Here is a 22,146-nt window from a genome sequence, read left to right on the forward strand (position 1 = left end):
ATTGGATGCACGCTGAACGACCCGTGTCAAGCGCCACGGGTCATCGGTTTGCTTGGGGCAAATCAACAGTGTAGCCGAAATCGGCAGGGCTGTAAAGGCTCCGCGCAGGGCGAAGCAGCCGAGTCAAACGGGGTGGTGCGGATCGAACGCTCGCGGCCTCCCCGGACCGTTGTTCGAAGCATACCGCCTGAGGGTCACGGGGCAAGTACCTCGGCGGGTTCGGTGTGGACGGACTCAGTGCGGAGGTGGTGCCGACGGCCCGGCCGCGGCATCCCCGGGGTCGTCGTCCACCCCGTCATCGGCCTGGTCATCAGGATCGGCGAGCTCGGCCACCTCGGACTCGGTCCGCTGCAGGATGAAGCCGGCCTTGGCCAGGTCCTCGGCCAGCTCGTCGGTGGCAATGGCACCGTTCGAGACCTGGTGCGAGCGGTAGCCGGCCCGCGCCACCATGTGCGCCGACACCGGCGAGGTCAGCAACTGCAGGACCGCGATCAGGAACAGCACCCCGATCACCCCCGGCTGGCGCAGTGTCACCCCGAGACCGGTGACCAGCATCAACAGCCCCAGGGTCTGCGGCTTGGTCGCGGCGTGCATCCGGGTCAGGATGTCGGGGAACCGCACCAGCCCGACCGCGGCCGACAGGCACAGGAAGCAGCCCAGCAGCACCAGCACCGCCCCGATCAGGTCGAACACCTCGTCCAGCGTCATCGGGCAGCCCTCCCCTCGCCGTCGGACGTCTCGCCGTCGGACGTCTCGCCGTCGGAGGTCTCTGCGGCCGCGTCCGAGGTGGCGTGGGCCTCCTGGACCAGGGTGTTGCGGTCCTGGTCGGCGAAGAATCGGGCCGCGCTGAGCGATCCGGCGAAGGCGACCAACGAGACCACCAGCATGATCGGCAGGGTGGTCGCGTGGCGGTTGATGACGGCCTCCATGGTGAGCCCGGCCACCACCATCGCCAAGATGACGTCGGCGGAGATGATCCGGTCGAGGGTGGTCGGTCCCTTGGTCATGCGGTAGAGCGCGAGCAGGGCCGCCGCGGCGAGCATGACCACGCCGAGCCCCAGCAGGATGCTGACGATCATGTGCGCTCCTCCCCCGCTCCGTCCGTCGGCGTCTCCGGCGATGCCTGCGTCTCCGTCGACACCGGTGTCGGGTCGGCGCTGAAGACGTCCTCGTACTCGTCCTCGGGCTCCTCGCCACCCGGCCCCTTGTCGCGGTTGTCGGGACGTGGCATCGGGGCTCCGGTACGGAGGCACTCCAGTTCCTCGTTCGAGCCGAGCGCCTTCAACACCCGGATCTCGGCGTCAAGGGCGGCCTGCTTGGCCGCCTCGAGGTCCTCGGGCCCCGACACGTCCATCACGTGCACGTACAACGTGTCGGTGGAGCGACTGGCCTCGATCACCACGCTGCCCGGGACCAGGCACGTGAGCTCGGCGGCGATCGTCATGTACAGGTCGGAGTGCGACCGCAGCGGCACCCGGATGACGGCGTTGTCGAACTTCTTGCCGAAGTGGAACACCGTCCCGACCACGGACAACGACGCCACCACCAGGTCGAGCACGAGCTTCACGCCGAGCCACAGCGCCCCGAGCGGCCGGAGCCGGCCGTGGAAGCTGATCGGCGGCAGCGGGAAGACGAGGGTGATGACCAGTCCGACGATGAGGCCGATCAGCACGTTCAGGATGCTCAGCTCGCCCCACAACAGCACCCAGACGACGGTCAGCGCGATGATCGTCTTGTACTGGAGGCCGTTGCGTCGGTCGGTCATGGTCATCATCGGGGGCCCTCCCCGAGCACGGTCCGTACGTAGGCCACCGACGTCGAGTCCGCGGCGGCCCGCTCGCTGTAGGCGTACAGCGGCCCGCCGATGACGGTCAGCCCCAGCCCGGCCGCGACCAGCGCCGAGGCGATCAGTACCATGCCGGCCGGCATCCGGCGGCCCCGGCGCCGGACGATCAGCGCGTCCCGACCGTCGTCGGACTCCGGTGGTGCCCGCCAGAACGCCCGGTTCCAGACCTTGGCCATCGCGTACAGCGTGAGCAGGCTGGTCAGCACTCCGCCGGCGACCAGCACGTACGCCAGCCAGCTCCCCTTGTCGACGCCGGCGGTCAGCAGGCCGATCTTGCCGATGAAGCCGGACATCGGTGGGATCCCGGCCAGGTTCATCGCCGGGATGAAGAACAGCACCCCGACCATCGGGGACAGCGCGGCCAGGCCGCCGAGCTCCTTCAACGAGGTACTGCCGCCGCGGAGCTCGATCAGCCCGGTGACCAGGAACAGGGTGGTCTGGATGGTGATGTGGTGGGCGATGTAGAAGATGGCGCCGGCCAGTCCGGCCTCGGTCGCCAACGCGACGCCGAACACCATGTAGCCGATGTGGCTGACCAGGGTGAACGACAGCATTCGTTTGATCTCCGACTGCGCCACCGCGCCGAGGATGCCGATCAGCATGGTCAGCAGGGCGGCCCACATCAGCAGCCCGCTGAGCGGGCTCTCGGGGAACAGCACCGTCTGGGTCCGCATGATCGCGTACACGCCGACCTTCGTCAGCAAGCCGGCGAACACGGCGGTGACCGGGGCCGGCGCGGTCGGGTACGAGTCGGGCAGCCAGGCCGAGAGCGGGAACACGGCGGCCTTGATCGAGAAGACGGTGAGCAGCAGCAGTTGCAGCGCGAGCTGGACCCCGGGCGGCAGCTCGGCGAGCCGGATCGACAGTGCCGCCATGTTCACCGTCCCGGTCGCGGCGTACACGGCGGCCAGGGCGACCAGGAACAGCGACGAGGACAGCAGGTTCACCACCACGTACGTGGTGCCGGCACGGATCCGCTCCCCGGTACCGCCCAGGGTGATCAGCACGTACGACGCGAACAGCAACATCTCGAAGCCGACGAACAGGTTGAACAGGTCACCGGTCAGGAAGGCGTTGGAGACGCCGGCCGACAGCACCAGGAAGGTCGGGTGGAAGATCGAGGTGGGCAGCCGGCGCGACCGCTCCGCCTCCTCCCGGGACCCCATCGAGAACATCAGCACCATCAAGGTGACGAGCACCGAGACCAGCAGCATCAGCGACGACAGCCGGTCGGCGACGAGTGCGATGCCGAGTCCGCCGGTCCACCCGCCCACCCAGAAGACCTGCGGGCCGGAGGTGTCGGTGACGTACATCAGGGTGCCGGCGATCACCGCGACACTGGTGAGCACCAGCAGGGAGATGAACCGCTGGACCCGGGGCCGACGACCGGCGGCGAGCGACAGGCCGGCACCGATCAGGCACAGCAGGACCGGCAGCGGGAGCAGGTTCGTCATGTGCGCTCCTCCTGCTCAGCCTCGGACTTCGCGACCCCGGTCCCCTCGTCGGTCATCTCGTCGTCAGTCATCTCGTCGTCGGCCACCTCGTCGTCGGCCGCCTCGTCGTCGGCCGCCTCGTCGTCGACCCGCCGCGCTTCTCGGGCCGCTTCGGAGTCCTGCACCACACCGGGGACGCCGCCGTCGTCCGGGCCGTCGTCCTCGTCCGGCACGGCGCCCTCCTCGCTCTCGTCGTACGACTGCGATGCCTCGTCGGCCTCGGCCAGCCGAATGATCCGGTTGTCCTCGACGTCGTCCTGGGCCTCGTCGTGACCGTTCAGCTGGAAGCTGCGGTACGCCACGGTCAGCATGAACGCCGCCGTGCCGAGGGTGATCACGATCGCGGTGAGCACCATGGCCTGTGGCAACGAGTCACTCATGTCGCCGGCCGGCACCAGGTCGATGATCGGCGCCTCCTTGGCCGGGCCGGAGGCGACCAGGAACAGCATGTTGACGCCGTTGCTGGTCATCACGACGCCGACCAGGATCCGGGTCAGCGACCGTTCCAGCATCAGATAGATGCCGGCGGCGATCAGGATGCCGGCGGTCACCAGCAGCACGATGTTGGGGCTCATCGCTCACCACCGTGCGCCGCCGAGGCTTCGGGATGCTGGGCCAGGTAGCGGCTGACCCCGGAGATTGCCTCGTCGGTGTCGGGCTTCACCGCCGGGGCGCGGTCCTCGTCCTCGTGCTGGTCGATGCCGGCGCCGAGGCTGCGGGCGAGGTCGAGCATCACGCCGATCACCACCAGGTAGACGCCCACGTCGAAGAACAGCGAGGTGACGATGTGCCAGGTGCCGAGCAGCGGCAGCACCCCGAACGGCGTCTGCAGCTCGGCCAGGAACGGGATGTGGATGTCGATCGCGTAGCTCTCCAGCACGCGCCCACCGAACGCCAGCGGGGCCAGCGCCGACATCCCGGCGACGAGCAGGCCGGCGCCCAGCACCCGGCCGGCGTCGACCGGGGCCGCCTCGTCGAGCTCGTTGCGCCCCCCGGCCAGGTAGCGCACCATCAACGCCAGACCGGCGATCAGCCCACCCGCGAATCCGCCACCGGGCGACTCGTGGCCCACGTACATGACGTAGACCGACGTCATCACCATCACCGGGAACAACAGTCGGGTGATCACCTCGAAGATGATCGAACGCTGCTTCGGCGACAGGGCCTCCCCGCCCCGCAGCCACGACAGTCGGCCGCTGGTCCGCTGGCCGGTGCCGCTGACGTGGCGACGGCCCTGACGCTGGGCCACACCGGCGGTGCCGGTGAGGTACCTGGTCCGGATGAAGATCAGGCTGGCGACACCGGTGGCCGCGGCGACCAGCACCGAGATCTCGCCGAGGGTGTCCCAGGCACGGATGTCCACCAGGGTGACGTTGACGATGTTGCGGCCGTAGCCGTACGTGTAGGCGACCTCGTGGTACGCCGTCGAGATCGGCTCGGCGACCCGCGAGCCGGCCGACACGAACACGATCGTGCACACCACCACCGCGACCGACACCGCAACCGCGATCCGCCACCACCGGGAGGCCTGCAGCGGCCGGTCGGTGAAGTACTTCGGCAGCTTCCGCATCACCAGGACGAAGACGATCAGCGTGACGGTCTCCACCAGCACCTGGGTGAGGGCGAGGTCCGGGCCGCCGTGCAGCAGGAACATCATCGCGGTGCCGTAGCCGGTGACTCCGAGCAGGATGACCGCCTTGAGCCGGCCTCTGGCACCGACCGCGGCGAGCGCGGCGACCATGATGACGACACCGACGACCGCCTGGGGCGGCGAGTCGAACCAGATCAGCCTGGACGGCCAGTGCTGCATCACCAGCAGGGTCCCACCGGGCAGCGCGACCACCGTCAGCAGGATCGTGCCCAGGTAGAGCGGGAGCGAACCCCGCTGGGTCACCGCGGTCACCTCGACGGCCAGCCGGTCGACTCCGCGCATCAGCTTCAGGTAGGCACCCTCGGCCGACACGGCGGAGGGAAAGCCCGACTGCATCGCGATGATCGTGTCCTGCAGCCAGAACAGCACGACACCGGCCACCAGGATGCCACCGGAGATCGCCAGCGGCACGGTGAGCCCGTGCCACAGCGCGAGACCGTGCCCCTCCTTGCCGACGGTGACGGTCGCGACGTACGGCTCGAACAGGCCGCTGAGCACCGGCCCCAGGAAACCACCGGCCAGACTGGCCAGCCCGAGCGCGACCGGTGCGAACGCGAAGCCGGGCGGCACCGCCGCGACCTTGAGCTCGATCGTGCTGCCACGCTTGTCGCCGAAGGCACCCCACAGGAACCGCAGCGTGTAGGCCGTCGTCATCACCGACCCGGCGACGACCGCGGCGACCAGCAGCAGGCTCGGGCCGGGCGGGAACTGTGGCAGGTCGCCGCGCAGGTTGAGCAGGGCCTCGAGGGCGGCCTCCTTGCCGAGGAACCCGACCAGGGGCGGCACCCCGGCCATCGAGGCACCGGCCAGGACGGCGGCGATCGCGACGAACGGCATCTTGCGGCCGACCCGGGAAAGCTTGCGCAGGTCGCGGGTGCCGGTGGAGTGGTCGACGACGCCGACCACGAGGAACAGGGTGGCCTTGAACAGGGCGTGGGCGACCACGACCGACAGCGCGGCGAGGGCCCCGGACCGGGTGCCCAGGCCGCACAGCACCACCATGAAGCCGAGTTGGCTGACCGTGCCGTACGCGAGCAGCAGCTTGATGTCGTTCTGGGTGAGCGCTCGCCAGCCGCCGACCACCATCGTGATCGCCCCCAGCCCGAGCAGCACCGGACGCCAGCCGGGGACCGAGGCGAACACCGGAGCGAGGAGAGCCACCAGGTAGACCCCGGCCTTGACCATGGCGGCGGCGTGCAGGTAGGCCGACACCGGGGTGGGCGCGGCCATCGCACCGGGCAACCAGAAGTGGAACGGCACGATCGCCGACTTGGTCACCGCCCCGATGAGGATCAACAGCACCGCACCGATCATCAGCGGCGGCCAGGTGGTGGGGTCTAGCGTCCCCGAGGCGAGTCCGTCGGAGACGATGGCGAGGGTTTCGGAGATCGAGAAGGTGCCGACCTGGACGCCGAGGATGATGATGCCGAACAACATCGCCAGGCCACCGAAGGTGGTGACGATCAGAGCATTGAGAGCGGCACCGCGGTTGGCCGCCCGGCTCGGGGTGTGACCGATGAGCAGGTAGGAGAAGACCGTGGTCAGCTCCCAGAAGACGTAGAACAGCAGGAAGTTGTCAGCGGTCACCAGTCCGAACATGGTGCCGGCGAAGGCGACCAACACCCCGGCGCAGCGCGCCTTCGGGCTGTCGTGGGCGAAGTACCACCGGCAGTAGAACAGCACCAGCGACCCGATGCCGGACACCACCAGGCCCAGCACCCACTGCAGTGTGCCCAGCCGCAGCGTCAGGTCCAGGTCGAGGCTGGGGATCCACGCGTACCGCTCGACGATCTGGCCGCCACCGATCACGGCCGGACCCTGCAGCGCCAGCCAGCCGAAGGTCACCGCCGGCGGGATCGCCATCACCCAGAACATGCGGTTGCCGATCCAGCGCGCCAACAGGGGCGCCAGCACGGCTGTTCCGAAGTGGACGGCGATGAGAATGATCAACGAGGTCGGACCCTGTCGTGGTTGGCATGGTCACCGACGGCGAACCGAGGCGGAGCGGGATGGTGCGTACTTTAACCGATGGCTCCGACGGAGCCCGGTCGTGCCCGCCGTGGGCGGCAGGAGCCCGGAGGACGCCGAACGGCGGGCACCCCGTGGTGGGGGTGCCCGCCGTCCGAACGGGTGTGGGCGGAGCTCAGGTCACTTGACGGTGACGCTGGCGCCGGCCTTCTCCAGGGCCTCCTTGGCCTTCTCGGCCACGTCCTTGGCAACCTTCTCCAGGACCGGCTTCGGCGCGCCCTCGACCAGGTCCTTGGCCTCCTTCAGGCCGAGGCTGGTGAGGGTGCGCACCTCCTTGATGACCTGGATCTTCTTGTCGCCGGCGGCCTCGAGGATCACGTCGACCTCGTCGGAACCGGCGTCCTCCTCGGCGGCAGCACCCGGGGCGCCCGGGGCACCCGCAGCGGCGGCCACGGCCACCGGGGCGGCGGCGGAGACGTCGAAGGTCTCCTCGAACTGCTTCACGAACTCGGAGAGCTCGATCAGGGTCATCTCCTTGAACGCGTCAAGGAGCTCGTCGGTGCTCAGCTTTGCCATGTCTTCCTCACTTCTCCTCGGCAGCGGGCGCTGCGTCGTTCTCGGCAGCGGGTGCTGCAGGTTCGTTCTCGGTGTTGTCTTCCGACTTCTGGTCCTGGGCGGCGGCACCGGGGCCACCGATCAGGGCAGGGTTCTCCGCCGCCGCGGTCTGCAGGGCGCCCAGACCTCGGGCGACCTTCGACAGCGGAGCAGCCAGCAACGACACGGCGCGCTGCGGAGCAGCCTTCATGCCGCCGGCCAGCTTGGCGAGGAGGACCTCGCGCGATTCGAGGTCGGCCAGCTTCTTGACCTCGTCGGTGGTCAGGACCTTTCCGTCCAGCACACCACCCTTGATCACCAGAAGCGGATTGTCCTTGGCGAAGTCACGCAGTCCCTTCGCGACGTTGACGGGGTCACCGTCGACGAAGGCGATCGCCGTCGGGCCGGTGAGGAGGTCGTCCAGACCCTCGACACCCGCCTCCTTCGCAGCGATCTTGGTCAGCGTGTTCTTCGACACGGCGTAGGTGGCGTCCTCACCCAGTGCGCGGCGGAGCGTCTGCAGCTCCGTCACGGTGAGGCCGCGGTACTCGGTCAGCACGGCGCCACTGGAGTTGGTGAACTTGTCCTTCAACTCCGCGACGACGGCCACTCTGTCCGGGCTCGCCATGGATCTCCCTTCCACTTCCGTCTCGACGACCCGCAGGTACGGGCCGACCGTTCGGCCTTCGGCAGTGAGGCGGACTCGGGCCCGTCAGGCTCCGGAAATGGAAAAGGCCCCGTGCGCAGCGCAAACGGGGCAGGCGGGGAGGTCAGCCACCCGGCCTTCGTCGTTCACCTGCGCGGGCCCTCCGTACGGAGGCTTCGGGTCGAGCGTGCTCGGCCAACCAGCGGTCTTCGGCGTCGACCATCGTACGGGACCGGGCCGAGGTGCTCCAAATCCATGCGTTGGCGCCACCCGAGTCCGCCATGACACAGGTTCCTCGTCGTGACACACGTTTCTCGTCGTGACATACGTTTCCGACGTCTGCAGCTTGTGTCACGGCGAGGAACCTGTGTCACGGCGAGAAAGTGGTGCCAGGCAGCGCAGCCGGGGTCGTGAAAGCCTTGTCCCAGTTCGCCGCACACTGCTACGTTCGGCTGCAACCGCCTGCAGCATCCCCAGCCGGGCGGGGTTCCCCGACTGCCAACGGAGGCATGCCGTGACCGAAACGCACCCCACGCCCTCACTGTCCCGACGAGGGGTCCTCGGGCTGGGAGCCGGAGCCGTCGTCGGCGCCTCGGCCTTCTCACTCTTCTCCCCCACCCCGGCCCGCGCCGCCGATGACTTCGACGTCATCCTCGGCCGGTATGCCGAGCTGCTCGCCGGCGCGGCGGATGCCGACGTCAGCCACCCCGACATCCAGACCGCCCTCGCTGCAATGAACGAACGAACCGAGCGGCTGCTCGGGATGATCGTGCCCGGCCCGGACCGCGACCGGGTGTTCTCGGATCTCCCGCTCACCGACCTCGACTACTCGCTCGAGATCCAGTCCACCGCCCTGCAACTGTCGTCACTCGCCCAGGGCTGGGCGGCGCCGGGCACCGCACACCATCACGACCCGACCGTCGCCGAGGCCGTCGTGGCCGGACTGCGAACCCTGCACGACCTGCAGTACAACGTCGACCAGGAGGAGTTCGGCAACTGGTACCACTGGGAGATCGGTGGCCCCCGCGGCATCGTCGAGGCGGCCACGCTGATCCGCTCCGAACTGCCCGACGACCTGCGGGTCGACCTCACCGAGGCCGTCCACAAGTTCAACCCTGACCCGGGCTTCCAGTACCCGCCGGGCGACACGCGTCACACCGCCGCCAGCGGCTCCAACCTGCTGTTCATCTGCCAGAACGCCACCATGGCCGGGGCACTCGCCCGCAACGGCGACCGGATCCAGCTCGCCAGTGACCGAGCGGTCCCGGCACTGGAGATGAACACCGCCGGCACCGGCAACGGCTTCTACTTCGACGGCTCGTTCATCGCCCACAACAACATCCCCTACACCGCCTCGTACGGCCGCGCCCTGCTCACCGCGTCGAGCTACCTGGTGGCATCCCTCGGCGGCACCCGGTGGGACCTGGATCCGGCGACGATCAATCCGCTGCGGACGGCCGTGGGCAGGTGTTTCCTGCCCTGGTTGAACAATGCGCAGAACCTGCCCCCGGTCTCGGGCCGGAACCTCGGCAACGGCAACCTGCTGGGCGACTGGATGATAGGCAGCATCCTGATGTTGGCCGAAGGTGCCCCGACCGAGCAGGCGGCGTTGTGGCACGGCTCGGTGAAGGGGCACCTCGAGCGCACCGAGGTGATGAACTTCTTCACCGAGCGCACCTTCCCCGAAGCCCTGCTGGCACAGCGATTGCTGACGTCCGAGATCACCGGACTGCCGGAGGAGCTGGGCCCGAAGCTTTTCCCCGAGATGGATCGGATCATGGCCCGCGGGGATGGCTGGTGCTACACGCTGGCGACCGCGAGCAGCCGCACCCGGGGCTACGAGACGATGTCGCGGGAGAACATCAAGGGCTGGCACCAGGGCTCCGCCGCCCGCTACCTCCACCTCGACAGCGACCAGTGGCAGTACCTCAACCACTTCCCTACGCTGGATCCGTTCCGTTACGCGGGGACCACCGTCGACTCGCAGTTCCTCGACTACGAGAAGAACTCCGCCCCGACCTACCACGCGTTCGTCGGCGGATCACAGGTCGGCGGGCAGCGGCTCGACGACGGGTTCTACGCACGACCACGCTTCGCCTCGTGGGTGCAGCAGTTGAGCAGCCGCGACTCCACCATGACGGCCAAGCTGTCGTGGTTCTTCCTCGACGACGTGATCGTCCACCTCGGCGCCGACATCCGTGGTGGCAGCGGGGCACCGATCGAGACGATCCTGGAGAACCGCGCCCTGAAGCGGGACGAGATGAAGCAGCTCCACGTCAACGGGCGGCCGGTGTCGGGCGCCGAGTCGGCTGGTTGGCGGGACACCCGCGACGACGTGCGGTCGATCACCGTGCCGGGTGCGGCCAGCCTCGTGATGCTGGGTGATCCGATCCCGGTGCACTTCCTGCACGAGGCGAGATCGGGCCGGTTCTCCGACCTGTCACCGAATCGTGGCAGTAGCACCCTGCACCACAACGACTTCCACACGATCTGGCTCGATCACGGACCGTCGCCGGACGGCGCCGACTTCAGCTACCTGTACCTGCCGCTGGCGTCCCCGGCCCGGGCCGAGCAGTTGGCCGCGGATCCGGGGCTGCAGGTGATCAGGAACGACGCGACGGTGCAGGCCGTACGGTGCCCCCGGCTCGGGGTGGTGGTCGCCGCGAACTTCCATGCTGCGGCGACGGTCAGCAGCGGCGGGTACGCGCTCACCGCACCGTCGGAGACCAGTGTCACCATCGCCCGTGCCGCCGGTCGGGACGCCCGATCGGTCGAGCTCGGGCTGAGCGCGCCCAGTCAGCAGCAGGACCGGTACGAGTTCAGCTTCTCCGCTCCCGGCCGTGGAGTGACGATCCGGTACGCCGACCCGAGCGTGGACGTCACCGTCGACGGCTCGACGGTCACGCTGACCGTCGACACCGCTGACCACGACGGTCGGTCGCACCATGTCGAACTGACGTGGTGAAGCCGTACCTGAGGTGATCAAGCATCGGGCGCCCGTCAGGGCAACCGCTCACCCTTCATCAGCCGGGAGGCGTACGGGTTGCTGATCACCGTTCCGTCGAGCCACTCGGTCAGTCGTGAGGCCTCGGCGTCGAGGGCGGCACGCCCTTCGGGCGGGACCTCGGCGGCGTCGCGGACCAGCACCTGGACCGTGCCGTCCGCGTGCTGCGCCCACGCGCCGACGATCCGACCGTTCCACCATGCGGTGTTTCCGGCGTTGCCGTTGCTGTCGAACAGGTGGCCGACGTCGTCGGCATCGAGGTAGAAGTCCCGCTGCCGCCAGCCCATCGTGGTCGGGTCGAGGGTCGGCAGCAGGGCGGCCCATGGTCCTGGTGACGGCACCGGGTCGAGGTCGTCGGGCAGCACCCAGCCGGTGAGGCCGCCGTCGAGCGACACCTGCACCGCGCCCAGGTCGGCCAACGCCGTACGGACAGCGGTCTTGGTCGCGCCCAGCCACCACACGACGTCGGCCTCGGTGCCCGGCCCGAAGGTTCCCAGCCACCGGCGGACGAGTTCGGCGTACCCCTGGGGAGTCGGCAACGGTTCAGTGGCCTCGCCGAGCCAGTAGGGCAGCAGGGTCCAGGTGGGGCTGTTCCTGCTCCACGGGCCGGCGTTCGGCCCGCGGACGATCTCGCCGTCGGCCGCCAGCACCGTCAGCACGCGGGGCGCGAGGTGGAACGAACCGCCCCACTTCTTGGTGGGGTCGAGCTCGAACCGGCCGGCCAGCTCGGGCACCTCGACCCGCAACTGCTTGGCCGAACGGGGCTCACCGTCGGCCAGCCGCTCGAGCACTGCGGTACGGGCGGTCGCGAGCCAGGCAACTCCGTCGTCGGCGACACCGAACCGCTCCACGTCCCGGATCACCACCCGCCGGGTCGTCTCGGCCACCCGGGCCGAGACGCTGCCCAGCGCTGCCGACGCCAGGTCACGGGGGAACACGAACTGGGTGCTGCGCATCGCGGACAGCTTGACCAGGCTGCGATCGGCGTACAGCGCGTGATCGACGTCTGCCGCGGTGGTGCCGGCGCTGCGGGCGTGCACCGCCAGGTGGACCGTTGCCGCCTCGGTGGCGTGCAGCACCGTCATCGCCCGGGTCGCGGCCACGGGGTCGCCCACCCGGTGGTCCGCGTGCAGCGCATGGCGACGGGCCAGCCTGGCCCGTCGCTCGGTGTCATCGATGTGCCGCATCACCCCAGCTTGCCCGACGCCTTGACCCGCGGTCACTAGGCTGCCGCCATGGCAGCCGCACGCAACCTCCTGGTGATCATGACCGACCAACTGGGAGGCCATGTCCTCGACCGCACGGCCCATGATCACTTCACCACCCCGGCGCTGTCCGCGCTCGCCGGGCGGAGCCTGCACTACGACCGGGCCTACACCAGCTTTCCGTTGTGCACACCGGCTCGCAGCAGCTTCGCGACCGGCCGCTACCCCCACGAGCTCGGTGTGAACGGCAACGACAACAGCGGCGGCCGTCACGTCGGGCGCGAGCCCGACTCGTGGGGCCACCACTTCACCCGAGCCGGCCTCGAGACCTTGTGGGGTGGCAAGTGGCATGCCTGCCACCCCAGCGCCGACCACGCCGACGGGTTCGCCCGGGTCCGCGACTTCGGTGATCATGGCCTGACCGACTGGGCGGTCGAACAGTTGACGACCCGAGACTCGGACGAACGTCCGTTCGTGATGACGGTCAGCTTCGACGATCCGCACACGATCTGTGAGTACGCCCGCAGCCAGCCGATGCCGTACGGCGACGTCGACCCCGTCCCCGCACCCGACCGGCCACCACTGCCGGTCAACCACGCCGTCGCCCCGTACGCTCCGCAGTGCCTGCGCCACGAGCGCGAGGAGGCGGCGCCGGTGTACGCCACCGGCGACTGGGGACCCGACGACTGGCGGGCCTACCGCCACGCCTATGCCAAGCTGGTGCAGCGCGTCGACGGCCACGTCGGCCGGATCCTCGACGCGCTGGCGGCCTCGCCGCACGCGGACGACACCGCCGTGGTGTTCCTCGCCGATCACGGTGACGGCGACGCCGCCCACCAGTGGTCACAGAAGACCGCCCTGTACGAGGAGTCGATCCGCGTCCCACTGTTGATCATGGTCCCGGGCACCACGGCCGCGCGGATCGACGTCCCCGTCAACGTCGGCATCGACCTGTTGCCGACCGCCTGTGCCCTGGTCGGGGTCGAGCCGCCGGTCGACCTGCCGGGCCAGGACTTGTCGACCGGAGCGCCGGCGAACGATCCGGTCATCGTGCAGACCCGGTTCCCGCGCGATCGCTTCCCCACCGTCGGTCGCAGCATCATCGAGCAGCGGTGGAAGTACACCGTCTACAGCTGGGGTGATGACCGCGAACAACTGGTTGATCTTGCTGCCGACCCCGGCGAGCAACGCAACCTGGCCATCGAGTCGCGCCACCACGACACGCTGGTACGGCTGCGTGCCCGACTCGCCGAGTGGTGTGTCGCCCATGCCGACGACCAGATCATCGGTCGGCTGGTCACCCCGACCGGGCGGATCCGGACCGCGCGGCCCTACTGAAGGGCCCGCTCGCCGACGCCCCGCCGTCGGCCCGGTTCACCGGCGCAGCACAATTGGACCATGACCTCCCCACGACGCCGTGTGCTGATCACCGGGGCCACCGGTCAGGTGGGCACCGACCTGGCCAACCGTCTCCACGGTGACTACGACGTGGTCCGCCACGGCCGCACGCCACCCGACGACGCCCCCGACACGCCGGTCGAACTGGCCGACATCGCCGACTACGACGCGGTCCGCCCCCTGTTGGAGGGCATCGACACGGTGGTCCACCTGGCGGGTGCCGCCTCACCCGAGTCGTCCTGGGACGCCGTCCTGCAGGCCAACATCATCGGCTTCCGCAATGTCATCGAAGCCGCCCGGGAGGCGAAGGTGCGCCGCTTCGTCCACGCCTCGTCCAACCATGCGATGGGGATGTACGACCGGCACCGGGAGTGGCCGGTCGCCGCCGGCCAGCTGCCGCGTGCCGACTCGCTGTACGGGGTGTCGAAGGTCTTCGGCGAGTCGATGGGGCGCTACTACCACGACGCCTACGGCATCGACTTCATCGCCCTGCGGATCGGCTGGGTCGCACCCGACCCGATGGTGACCGACGTCGAGCTGCTGCACGCCATGTGGCTCAGCCAGGACGACACCGAGCAGGTCGTTCGGTGTGCCATCGAGGCTGGCGTGGCCCATGGTGTCTACTACGCGGTGTCCGCGAATCCCAACCGGCGTTGGGACATCACCAACACGATGGTCGAGCTCGGCTACCGCCCGAAGGACGCGTGGACAGACCGGACCTCGACGGCCGAGACCGTCGTGCCCGGTGGTGCCCCCTCACCGAGCGACTGGCCGGCCAACTCCTGAACCTCGAACGACGAACGACCGGCCCTCACTGGAGGACCGGCCGTACGTCGGTGGTGTGGGGTGGTGCCGGACTCAGCCAGCCACTGCGGTCAGCGCAGCCGGGTCGATGTCCACGCCCGGTCCCACCGTCGCCGTACACGTCCCGATGACTGCGCAGCAGATGTCCGCCGACCCCCGGGAAGGTGTGGTCCACCGGGCACAGCCCCGCGTGGTACAGCCGAGCAATCTCCGGGTTGTCCGACAGCCCGCCGAGCAGGATCGTGGTCGCCGCGATCGACTCGGCGGCCGACCACGACGACTCCTGCCGGTCGGGAACTCGGCGGCCGGGATCTCCGCCGGGGTGACCGCGGTCAGGGTGCCGGGACCGTCAGTCTGGAGTCTGGTGCGCCCCGAGCCGTCCGACCATCCCGCCGGGTGCACGACGACCTCGGCGACGCCGGCACCGTCCAGGACATCGCGCAGATGACCCGCGGCCCGTGCCCCGGCCGCTGTGTCCGGGTGGACGATGCGGGCCCCTGCCAGCGGAATCGGCCCCGCCACGACCCGGGGGCGCAGGTCTCGGGCGGGCCAGGGCAGGTCTGCCCACGGTCGACGCGTCAACTCGGGCATCAGGGATCCCTCCGCGGCCACCGCTTCGGCGGCCCTCACTCGGCCTGGGTCCGGCCAGCCAATCAGGTCCGAGTGAATCGGACAACACCATTCCCGGTTGGTGGATAGCTGTGATTCGCGAACGCTCGCTCAGCGGTCGCGTCGCAGCAGGTCCAGGGTCAGCGCCGCCGTCCAGTGGTAGTCCCTGATGTTCGCGATCCGCCGGTCCGGGTGATAGCCGCGCTGATGCGGCCCCTTGCGATCGCAGTCGCCCGGCGGCACACGGTCGTCGGCGTCGTAGAACTCGAACACCGTCCCGTACACCCGATACCACCGTTCCACCATCGCCACCGTCGACGCGGTGAGCCGCGCCGCCTCCCCCGCACAACCCTGCCGCTGCAGGCCGGCGATCAGCCGGTGGTTGACGTTGACCCACGTCGGGCCGCGCCACATGTCGGTCGAGAACGCCGGATCACGGCGGCTGACACTGGGCACCGGGCAGGCCGTGCCGAAGTCGTCTGGATCGGCGAGGGCGGCGAGCAGGGCGTCGCGACGCTCTCCCGGCAGGTCGGGGAACAGCAGGGGCAGGAAGCCCGAGATCGCCCGTACGGTTGAGAAGTCGCCGTCCGGCCGACGGTCGACGTAGAACTGTTGCGCCGGGTCCCAGAGCAACTCGTGCACCGCCGTACGCAGGCCGGCGGCCCGGCCTCGGGCCAGGTCCGACCCGGCCGCGTCCCCGACCCGCTCGCAGATCCAGCCGAGCGCCTCGAGGTCCTCCGCCAGATGCACCGACAGGTCGACGTCGGCACCGGTCGGCTCGTCGAACCGCGGCGAGTTGTCCATCCCGGACTCCCCCGAGCGACACAACGGATCATCCCCACGATGCCACCGACCGAGCCCGGTCTCCGGATCGCAACGGTGGGTCAGCACCCAGTCGAGGTGCCGCCGCAACGGCTCGTGCACCGTGCGCAGCAGGTGTTCGCCGTCGCCGCCACCGGTCGCCTCCTGGCACAGCACGTTCTCCCGCACCGCCCACGCCAGGATCGGCGGCTGGGTGAGGGACTCCGCCTCACCGTGCACCGGCACCGACAACGGGATGAGCCCGTCCGCCCTGGCCGTCGCGACCATGGTCAGGATCGTCTCCGCCGACAACACCGGGTCGAGGAGGTTCACCCCGAGGGAGTGGAACGCGGTGTCCCACAGCCACATGTCCTGGTGCGGCAGCCGGTCGGGCGTGGTCCACGCCCCGGCGCGCCCGTCCCCGGCGGCCAGCGTGTTCACCCGGATGACCGAGACGCACTTCGCCGCCAGCTCACGGTGCGGCGAGTCCGGCCCGACGACCGCGTCGGCCAGATCCCGTACGGTCTCGGACCGCTCGCCGACCAACACTGCCACCCCCGCACCATCGAGCGAACCGAGGTCTGTCGACGTCGCGGGGCCCCGCGCGGTGATCAGCGCTCCCGTCGCGCTCCGGGTGACCGCGATGGCCGGCGCGTCGGGTCCGGTCAGCTCCGGCACGTCCAGGACGGCGCCAGCGGGCAGGTCGACCACCCACCGCTCGTGATCAACGGCGACCACGACCAGGTCGCCGATCACCAACGTGTCGTTCAGCGCCAGCCGACACGGCGCCGGCTCGGGCAGCCGGATGCCGACCGTCGCGGTGCGCGCCCGGCCGATCACCAGGTCAACCCCGGTCACCGTTGAGTCTCGGGGGGTCACCGCAGCATCGCGGACGGTCACCGCGGATTCGTCGGCAGCCTCGGTCGACGGGTGACAGAACACCAGGCCGATCAGGTCGTTCGCACTGCTGGTCGGACCGTCGAAGCCCGAGGAGCCGAACAACGCGCCGACGGGCGGCACCGCGGGAAGGTCCGGTGTCCCCGCCCCCTCCTGGTCGGTCGCGGTGACCTGCGGTCGCGGGCTGGGCGTCGGCGTCCCCGGTACGTGCACCATGGCGGCAGTCTCTCAGGACTGAGGTGGCCGAGCGTGGGCAGTTTGCGACCCGGAACGCACCTCACCCCGGACCCAACCGGATCCGGGGTGAGGTGACGAACGGGACCTGCGGGTCACTCCCCGGCGGCCGCCAGGGTGTTCGGGTCGACCGGGACGCCCGGGCCCATGGTGCTGGACACCACGATCTTGCGGACGTACTTGCCCTTCGCGCTGGCCGGCTTGAGCCGCTGCACCTCGTCCATCGCGGCGAAGTAGTTCTGCTCCAACTGCTCCGGAGAGAACGAGGCCTTGCCGATGATGAAGTGCAGGTTGGCGTGCCGGTCGACACGGAACTCGATCTTGCCGCCCTTGATGTCGGAGACGGCCTTGCCGACGTCCATCGTGACGGTGCCGGTCTTCGGGTTCGGCATCAGGCCACGCGGGCCCAGCACACGGCCCAGTCGACCGACCTTGCCCATCTGGTCCGGGGTGGCGACGACGGCGTCGAAGTCGAGCCAACCGCCCTGCACCTTCTCCAGCAGGTCATCGGCGCCGACCTCGTCGGCCCCGGCGGCCAGGGCCGCCTCGGCCTTGTCACCGGTGGCGAAGACGATCACCCGGGACGTCTTGCCGGTGCCGTGGGGCAGGTTGACGGTGCCGCGGACCATCTGGTCGGCCTTGCGGGGGTCGACGCCCAGTCGCATCGACACGTCGACGGTCTCGTCGAACTTGGCCGAGGCACCGTCCTTGGCCAGGGCGACGGCCTCGGCGGGGGTGTAGAGCTTGTCCTCGGTGATCTTCTCTGCTGCGGCCTTGTAGGCCTTGCTGCGCGCCATGCTGGTTCCTTCTCGTCAAGAGCCCGGTCGGGCTCACCAGTTGTGGTGCGGGCCGCGCCGGCCCTCCCACGCTTACGTGTCACGTGTTGCTTACGTGTTGGTGTTGCTGTGTTGCTGTGTTGCTGTGTTGCTGTGCTGCAGGTCGCGGGTGGTCAGCCCTCGACGGTGACACCCATCGAACGGGCGGTGCCCGCCACGATCTTCATCGCGGCCTCGACGTCGTTGGCGTTGAGGTCGGGCAGCTTGGTGGTGGCGATCTCGCGCACCTGGGCGGAGGTGATCTTGCCGACCTTGTCGGTGTGCGGGACACCGGAGCCCTTCTTCAGCCCGGCGGCCTTCTTGATCAGCTCGGCGGCCGGCGGGGTCTTGGTGATGAAGTCGAAGCTGCGGTCTTCGTAGATGGTGATCTCGACCGGCACGACGTTGCCACGCTGTGACTCGGTCGCGGCGTTGTACGCCTTGCAGAACTCCATGATGTTGACGCCGTGCGGACCGAGCGCGGTGCCGACGGGCGGCGCAGGCGTGGCGGAGCCGGCCTGCAGTGCGACCTTGACCAGGGCCGCGACCTTCTTCTTGGGAGGCATGGGATTTCCTTGTGGGTGAATGGTTGGTGCTGGATGTTCAGTTGTGGGATCCGCTGACCTTCGGTCGCTAGATCTTCTGGATCTGGCTGAAGGTCAGGTCGACCGGGGTCTCCCGGCCGAGGATCTCCACCAGTGCCTTGAGCCGTTGGCTGCTGGCATTCATCTCGGTGATGGTGGCGTGGACGCCCGCGAACGGGCCTTCCACGACCATGACCGAGTCTCCTTCGGAGAAGTCGGCCACCTCGATCTGCTTCTTCTTGCGCGGCTTCGTCGCGGTGGTGCTCGCGGCGTTCTCGGCTGCGGTGGCGGCGACGACGGCCGGGGCCAGCATCTTCTCCACCTCGTCGATGCTCAGCGGGATCGGCTGGTTCGCATGGCCGACGAAGCCGGTGACCGACGGCGTGTGCCGCACGGTCGCCCAGGACTCGTCGGTCAGGTCCATCCGGACCAGGACGTAGCCCGGCAGCACCGTACGACGAACGTTCTTCTTCACGCCGTTGCGGAGCTCGGTGACCTCTTCGCTGGGCACCCGGACCTCGAAGATGAAGTCCTCCATGTTGAGCGAGGTCACCCGGTTCTCGAGGTTCTGCTGCACCCGGTTCTCCATGCCGGAGTAGGTGTGCACGACGTACCAGTCGCCGAACTTGCTCTCCAGCTCCGCACGGAGCTCGGCCAAGGCCTTCTCCGTCGCGGCCTCCAGCGAGTCGGCCTCCTCCTCGTCGGCCTCGTCGGCTTCCTCGGCGGCCTCGTCCTCGGCCTGGGTGGTGAAGTCGAGGTTCAGCTCGGACTCGGTGCCCTCGTCGGACCCGCCCTCGGCGTCGCCGAAGTCGAGGTTGACCTCGACGTCGTCATCGGAGGCGGTCTCGTCGTCACCCAGGTTGAGCTCGACGTCGTCCGCCGCAGTGAAGTCCTCGGCACTGCCCAGATCGACCTCGACGTCATCACGGGGCACCTCGTCGTCGCCGCGGATGGGCGCGTTCTCGGTGCTGTCGGGATCGGGAATGTCTGTCACGTTCTCTCCGGGGTTGTCCTTGGGGTCGGGCGTCTCGTTCTGCCCTGTCATCAGCCGAGCACCGTCAAGACTGCCTTGCCGAACAGCAGGTCGAGGCCGCTCGTGACGCCGATGATGAACAGCACGAACACCAGGACCACGACGAAGTAGTTCCGCAGCTGGCTGCCGGTCGGGTAGACGACCTTGCGCAGCTCGCCCACCGACTCCTCGACGAACTTGATCGGACCGGTGCCTTCCTGCCGCTGCACCTTGCCGGGTCGCTTCGGCGTGGCTCTGCCCTTGCCGCCGGACCTGTCCGACGACTTCTTCTTCGCGGCCGACTTCTTGGCCGGCGCCCGGGTGGTGGCCACCGCCTTGGCGTCGGAGTCGTCGTCGAGGTCATCATCTTCGTCGAGATCGTCGTCCTCGTCGAGATCGTCGTCCTCGTCGAGATCGTCGTCCTCGTCGAGATCGTCGTCCTCGTCGAGATCGTCGTCCTCGTCGAGATCGTCATCCTCGTCGAGATCGTCATCCACCAACTCGGCGTCGGTCTCGGTGACGTCAGCCTCGGGCCCGTCCGAGGACTTGCCGACGGTCGATGAAGTCGACTCGTCGGTCGGCTCCTTGTCGATCTCGTCTGCCACGTTCGTCCTCGTCCTCCAGCGGTGGTCCCGCTTCCGTCGTCCGGCCACGGGGCCCGTGACCGCAGGTCCGCCACAGCGGGCGTCCAGCAGGGCAAGAGGGACTTGAACCCCCAACCTTCGGTTTTGGAGACCGATGCTCTACCAGTTGAGCTATTGCCCTTCGATGGCCCCGGCCGGCCTCGTCACGAAGGCGTGACGAAACAGTGGTCGAGTCACCAAGACCGAGAGTCTACGCGGTCGTCACCCCATCCGTCGAACCGTACCCCGGGCAGCGCCGAGTAGGCTTGGTCGACCGAGCCACCGGAGGCAGGCATGACTGACTGGTTGAACGAGCACCGATGACTGACTGGTTGAGCGAAAACGCCTGGGCCGTCTGGTTCGTCGCCGCCCTCGTGCTGGGGATCGCCGAGGTGCTGTCCCTCGACCTGGTGCTCGCCATGCTCGCCGCCGGCGCGATCGCCGCCGGCATCACCGCCATGGTCGCCCCCGACCTGTTCTGGTTGCAGGCGTTGGTCGCGATCGCCACCTCCGGCCTGTCGCTGGCCCTGCTCCGCCCCACCCTGCTGCGCCGCGTCCGCAGCATGCCGGGCTACCGCAGCTCACTCGACGCGATGGTCGGCCGGTCCGGCCGCGTCACCAAGACGGTGACCGCGAGCGGTGGCGAGGTCAAGGTCGACGGACAGGAATGGTCGGCGCGGTCGTACGACCCACACCTCACGATCGCCCCGGACACCGAGGTCGACGTGTTCGAGCTGGACGGGACGGTCGCGCTGGTTCACCCACGCGACCTCGAACTGGAAGGATTCTGATGCCGTACGTCATCACCCTCGTTGCGCTCGTGCTGGCCGCACTGCTGTTGGCCAGCTCGGTGAAGATCATCCGGCAGCAGCGGGTCGGGATCGTGGAGCGGCTGGGCAAGTTCCACCGGCAACTCGACCCGGGGCCGCACCTGGTGATCCCGGTCATCGACCGGGTCACCGAACGTCTCGACATGCGCGAGACGGTGGTGCCGTTCCCGCCACAGGGTGTCATCACCGAGGACAACCTGATGGTGTCGATCGACTCGGTCATCTACTTCCAGATCATCGACCCGATCCGCGCCAACTACGAGGCACAGGACTACACCGCCGCCATCGAGCAGCTCACCCAGACCACGCTGCGCAACATCATCGGCGGGATGGACCTGGAGGAGACGTTGACCAGCCGCGAGGACATCAACGGCAAGCTGCGGGTGGTGCTGGACGAGGCCACCGGCAAGTGGGGCATCAAGGTCAACCGGGTGGAGCTGCGGTCGATCGAACCGCCGCCCACGATCCGTGACGCGATGGAGAAGGGAGCCCGGGCCGAGCGGGACAAGCGGGCCCAGATCCTGCTCGCCGAAGGCCAACGACAGTCACAGATCCTGTCCGCCGACGGCGAGCGGGAGTCAGCGATCCTGCGCGCGAAGGGCGACCGCGAGTCGCAGGTGTTGCGTGCCCAGGCCGAACGGCAGTCACGGATGCTCACCGCCGACGGTGAGGCCCAGGCCATCACGACGGTGTTCAACGCGATCCATGCCGGGCAACCTGACCAGTCGCTGCTCGCCTACCAGTACCTGCAGATGCTGCCCAAGATCGCGGAGGGCGACGCCAACAAGGTGTGGGTCATCCCCAGCGAGGTCACCAAGGCCCTGGAGGGGCTCGGCACCGCCATGGGTGGTGGTGCCGACACCGGCGACAGCGAACTGAAGGAGCGGTTCTCCGAGGCGGTCGGCAAGTTCACCGCACCGGAGAAGATCGACGTGATGGCCGAGATCGAAGCCCAGAAGGAACGCGACCGCGCCGACAGCAGCCGGGTGGTCGAGAAGGCGGTCGCCGAGGCGCAGGCCCTGGAGCAACGGTCACCCGCCGTACCGAACCTCCCGGAGCCCGGGCCAGCGCCGGAGCCGAAGCACGAGACCTGAGCCGAACTACGAGAAACCTGAGCCGAACTACGAGAAAC

General features: G+C 69.0%; 19 protein-coding genes and 1 tRNA gene. 5 read left to right on the top strand and 15 right to left on the bottom strand.

Annotated features, from left to right (window positions below; genetic code table 11):
- Positions 1-234: 234 nt before the first annotated feature.
- The 8 genes from mnhG to rplJ form a co-directional block, all read right to left on the bottom strand.
- A complete protein-coding gene (mnhG, locus tag ACQBAU_RS15345; protein WP_434548184.1) occupies positions 235-708 on the bottom strand; it encodes a monovalent cation/H(+) antiporter subunit G in 474 nt (157 codons plus the stop codon).
- Positions 705-1,079, bottom strand: coding sequence for an MrpF/PhaF family protein (locus tag ACQBAU_RS15350; protein ID WP_434548183.1), 375 nt, complete (start codon positions 1,077-1,079; stop codon positions 705-707). The genes mnhG and ACQBAU_RS15350 overlap by 4 nt, the downstream gene beginning before the upstream one ends.
- Positions 1,076-1,774: a Na+/H+ antiporter subunit E gene (locus ACQBAU_RS15355; protein ID WP_465256114.1), complete on the bottom strand. Its 699-nt coding sequence runs from the start codon at positions 1,772-1,774 to the stop codon at positions 1,076-1,078. Before ACQBAU_RS15355 ends, ACQBAU_RS15350 begins: the two co-directional genes overlap by 4 nt.
- Positions 1,771-3,300 (bottom strand): Na+/H+ antiporter subunit D, encoded by a 1,530-nt coding sequence (locus ACQBAU_RS15360; RefSeq protein ID WP_434548181.1) that lies wholly within the window; start codon positions 3,298-3,300, stop codon positions 1,771-1,773. Before ACQBAU_RS15360 ends, ACQBAU_RS15355 begins: the two co-directional genes overlap by 4 nt.
- Complete coding sequence (locus ACQBAU_RS15365) at positions 3,297-3,914, bottom strand: Na(+)/H(+) antiporter subunit C (protein ID WP_434548180.1); 618 nt, start codon at positions 3,912-3,914, stop codon at positions 3,297-3,299. Before ACQBAU_RS15365 ends, ACQBAU_RS15360 begins: the two co-directional genes overlap by 4 nt.
- Positions 3,911-6,940, bottom strand: coding sequence for a Na+/H+ antiporter subunit A (locus ACQBAU_RS15370; RefSeq protein WP_465256115.1), 3,030 nt, complete (start codon positions 6,938-6,940; stop codon positions 3,911-3,913). Before ACQBAU_RS15370 ends, ACQBAU_RS15365 begins: the two co-directional genes overlap by 4 nt.
- A gap of 198 nt (positions 6,941-7,138) precedes the next feature.
- A complete protein-coding gene (gene rplL, locus ACQBAU_RS15375) occupies positions 7,139-7,534 on the bottom strand; it encodes a 50S ribosomal protein L7/L12 (RefSeq protein WP_434548178.1) in 396 nt (131 codons plus the stop codon).
- A 7-nt stretch (positions 7,535-7,541) separates the two neighbouring features.
- Positions 7,542-8,180 carry a 50S ribosomal protein L10 gene (rplJ, locus tag ACQBAU_RS15380; protein WP_434548177.1) on the bottom strand — a complete coding sequence of 213 codons (639 nt, stop codon included), beginning with the start codon at positions 8,178-8,180 and terminating at the stop codon, positions 7,542-7,544.
- 532 nt (positions 8,181-8,712) lie between these two features.
- Between rplJ and ACQBAU_RS15385 the strand changes: the two genes are divergently transcribed.
- The gene (locus tag ACQBAU_RS15385) at positions 8,713-11,163 is read left to right on the top strand and encodes a polysaccharide lyase family 8 super-sandwich domain-containing protein (RefSeq protein WP_465256116.1); all 2,451 of its coding nucleotides are present in this window, start codon (positions 8,713-8,715) and stop codon (positions 11,161-11,163) included.
- A gap of 35 nt (positions 11,164-11,198) precedes the next feature.
- On the opposite strand, the gene ACQBAU_RS15390 is transcribed toward ACQBAU_RS15385, so the two are convergent.
- Positions 11,199-12,389 (bottom strand): winged helix DNA-binding domain-containing protein, encoded by a 1,191-nt coding sequence (locus ACQBAU_RS15390; protein WP_465256117.1) that lies wholly within the window; start codon positions 12,387-12,389, stop codon positions 11,199-11,201.
- A gap of 48 nt (positions 12,390-12,437) precedes the next feature.
- Here ACQBAU_RS15390 and ACQBAU_RS15395 point away from each other — a divergent pair, with 48 nt between their 5' ends.
- Both ACQBAU_RS15395 and ACQBAU_RS15400 read left to right on the top strand, forming a co-directional pair.
- Positions 12,438-13,745 carry a sulfatase family protein gene (locus tag ACQBAU_RS15395; RefSeq protein WP_465256118.1) on the top strand — a complete coding sequence of 436 codons (1,308 nt, stop codon included), beginning with the start codon at positions 12,438-12,440 and terminating at the stop codon, positions 13,743-13,745.
- 60 nt (positions 13,746-13,805) lie between these two features.
- Entirely contained in the window at positions 13,806-14,591 is a 786-nt protein-coding gene (locus tag ACQBAU_RS15400; RefSeq protein ID WP_465256119.1) for an NAD-dependent epimerase/dehydratase family protein, read from the top strand.
- Positions 14,592-15,329: 738 nt separating this feature from the next.
- Here ACQBAU_RS15400 and ACQBAU_RS15405 read toward each other — a convergent pair.
- The 6 genes from ACQBAU_RS15405 to ACQBAU_RS15430 form a co-directional block, all read right to left on the bottom strand.
- A complete protein-coding gene (locus ACQBAU_RS15405; RefSeq protein WP_465256120.1) occupies positions 15,330-17,132 on the bottom strand; it encodes an amylo-alpha-1,6-glucosidase in 1,803 nt (600 codons plus the stop codon).
- A 113-nt stretch (positions 17,133-17,245) separates the two neighbouring features.
- Positions 17,246-17,947: a 50S ribosomal protein L1 gene (gene rplA / locus ACQBAU_RS15410; protein WP_465256121.1), complete on the bottom strand. Its 702-nt coding sequence runs from the start codon at positions 17,945-17,947 to the stop codon at positions 17,246-17,248.
- 152 nt (positions 17,948-18,099) lie between these two features.
- On the bottom strand, positions 18,100-18,531 hold the full coding sequence (gene rplK / locus ACQBAU_RS15415) for a 50S ribosomal protein L11 (protein WP_465256122.1): 432 nt from the start codon (positions 18,529-18,531) through the stop codon (positions 18,100-18,102).
- A gap of 67 nt (positions 18,532-18,598) precedes the next feature.
- Positions 18,599-19,594 carry a transcription termination/antitermination protein NusG gene (gene nusG / locus ACQBAU_RS15420; RefSeq protein WP_465256123.1) on the bottom strand — a complete coding sequence of 332 codons (996 nt, stop codon included), beginning with the start codon at positions 19,592-19,594 and terminating at the stop codon, positions 18,599-18,601.
- Positions 19,594-20,166: a preprotein translocase subunit SecE gene (gene secE, locus ACQBAU_RS15425; RefSeq protein ID WP_465256124.1), complete on the bottom strand. Its 573-nt coding sequence runs from the start codon at positions 20,164-20,166 to the stop codon at positions 19,594-19,596. Before secE ends, nusG begins: the two co-directional genes overlap by 1 nt.
- Before the next feature lie 87 nt (positions 20,167-20,253).
- Positions 20,254-20,326 (bottom strand) — tRNA-Trp (locus ACQBAU_RS15430).
- A gap of 178 nt (positions 20,327-20,504) precedes the next feature.
- Here ACQBAU_RS15430 and ACQBAU_RS15435 point away from each other — a divergent pair.
- Positions 20,505-20,975 carry an NfeD family protein gene (locus ACQBAU_RS15435; protein WP_434548168.1) on the top strand — a complete coding sequence of 157 codons (471 nt, stop codon included), beginning with the start codon at positions 20,505-20,507 and terminating at the stop codon, positions 20,973-20,975.
- Positions 20,975-22,108 (top strand): SPFH domain-containing protein, encoded by a 1,134-nt coding sequence (locus ACQBAU_RS15440; RefSeq protein ID WP_434548167.1) that lies wholly within the window; start codon positions 20,975-20,977, stop codon positions 22,106-22,108. Before ACQBAU_RS15435 ends, ACQBAU_RS15440 begins: the two co-directional genes overlap by 1 nt.
- Positions 22,109-22,146 lie beyond the last annotated feature (38 nt).

Origin of the sequence: Carbonicoccus niuqiaonis, assembly GCF_050157065.1 — a bacterium.
In the GTDB taxonomy this organism is placed as follows: Bacteria; Actinomycetota; Actinomycetes; order Propionibacteriales; family Propionibacteriaceae; genus Avipropionibacterium.

What these genes read in the sequence shown, in the direction of transcription:
- mnhG (WP_434548184.1), bottom strand. Translation starts at nt 708, where the DNA reads ATGACGCTGGACGAGGTGTTCGACCTGATCGGGGCGGTGCTGGTGCTG.
- ACQBAU_RS15350 (WP_434548183.1), bottom strand. Translation starts at nt 1,079, where the DNA reads ATGATCGTCAGCATCCTGCTGGGGCTCGGCGTGGTCATGCTCGCCGCG.
- ACQBAU_RS15355 (WP_465256114.1), bottom strand. Translation starts at nt 1,774, where the DNA reads ATGATGACCATGACCGACCGACGCAACGGCCTCCAGTACAAGACGATC.
- ACQBAU_RS15360 (WP_434548181.1), bottom strand. Translation starts at nt 3,300, where the DNA reads ATGACGAACCTGCTCCCGCTGCCGGTCCTGCTGTGCCTGATCGGTGCC.
- ACQBAU_RS15365 (WP_434548180.1), bottom strand. Translation starts at nt 3,914, where the DNA reads ATGAGCCCCAACATCGTGCTGCTGGTGACCGCCGGCATCCTGATCGCC.
- rplL (WP_434548178.1), bottom strand. Translation starts at nt 7,534, where the DNA reads ATGGCAAAGCTGAGCACCGACGAGCTCCTTGACGCGTTCAAGGAGATG.
- rplJ (WP_434548177.1), bottom strand. Translation starts at nt 8,180, where the DNA reads ATGGCGAGCCCGGACAGAGTGGCCGTCGTCGCGGAGTTGAAGGACAAG.
- ACQBAU_RS15390 (WP_465256117.1), bottom strand. Translation starts at nt 12,389, where the DNA reads ATGCGGCACATCGATGACACCGAGCGACGGGCCAGGCTGGCCCGTCGC.
- ACQBAU_RS15395 (WP_465256118.1), top strand. Translation starts at nt 12,438, where the DNA reads ATGGCAGCCGCACGCAACCTCCTGGTGATCATGACCGACCAACTGGGA.
- ACQBAU_RS15400 (WP_465256119.1), top strand. Translation starts at nt 13,806, where the DNA reads ATGACCTCCCCACGACGCCGTGTGCTGATCACCGGGGCCACCGGTCAG.
- ACQBAU_RS15405 (WP_465256120.1), bottom strand. Translation starts at nt 17,132, where the DNA reads ATGGTGCACGTACCGGGGACGCCGACGCCCAGCCCGCGACCGCAGGTC.
- rplA (WP_465256121.1), bottom strand. Translation starts at nt 17,947, where the DNA reads ATGGCGCGCAGCAAGGCCTACAAGGCCGCAGCAGAGAAGATCACCGAG.
- rplK (WP_465256122.1), bottom strand. Translation starts at nt 18,531, where the DNA reads ATGCCTCCCAAGAAGAAGGTCGCGGCCCTGGTCAAGGTCGCACTGCAG.
- nusG (WP_465256123.1), bottom strand. Translation starts at nt 19,594, where the DNA reads ATGACAGGGCAGAACGAGACGCCCGACCCCAAGGACAACCCCGGAGAG.
- ACQBAU_RS15435 (WP_434548168.1), top strand. Translation starts at nt 20,505, where the DNA reads ATGACTGACTGGTTGAGCGAAAACGCCTGGGCCGTCTGGTTCGTCGCC.
- ACQBAU_RS15440 (WP_434548167.1), top strand. Translation starts at nt 20,975, where the DNA reads ATGCCGTACGTCATCACCCTCGTTGCGCTCGTGCTGGCCGCACTGCTG.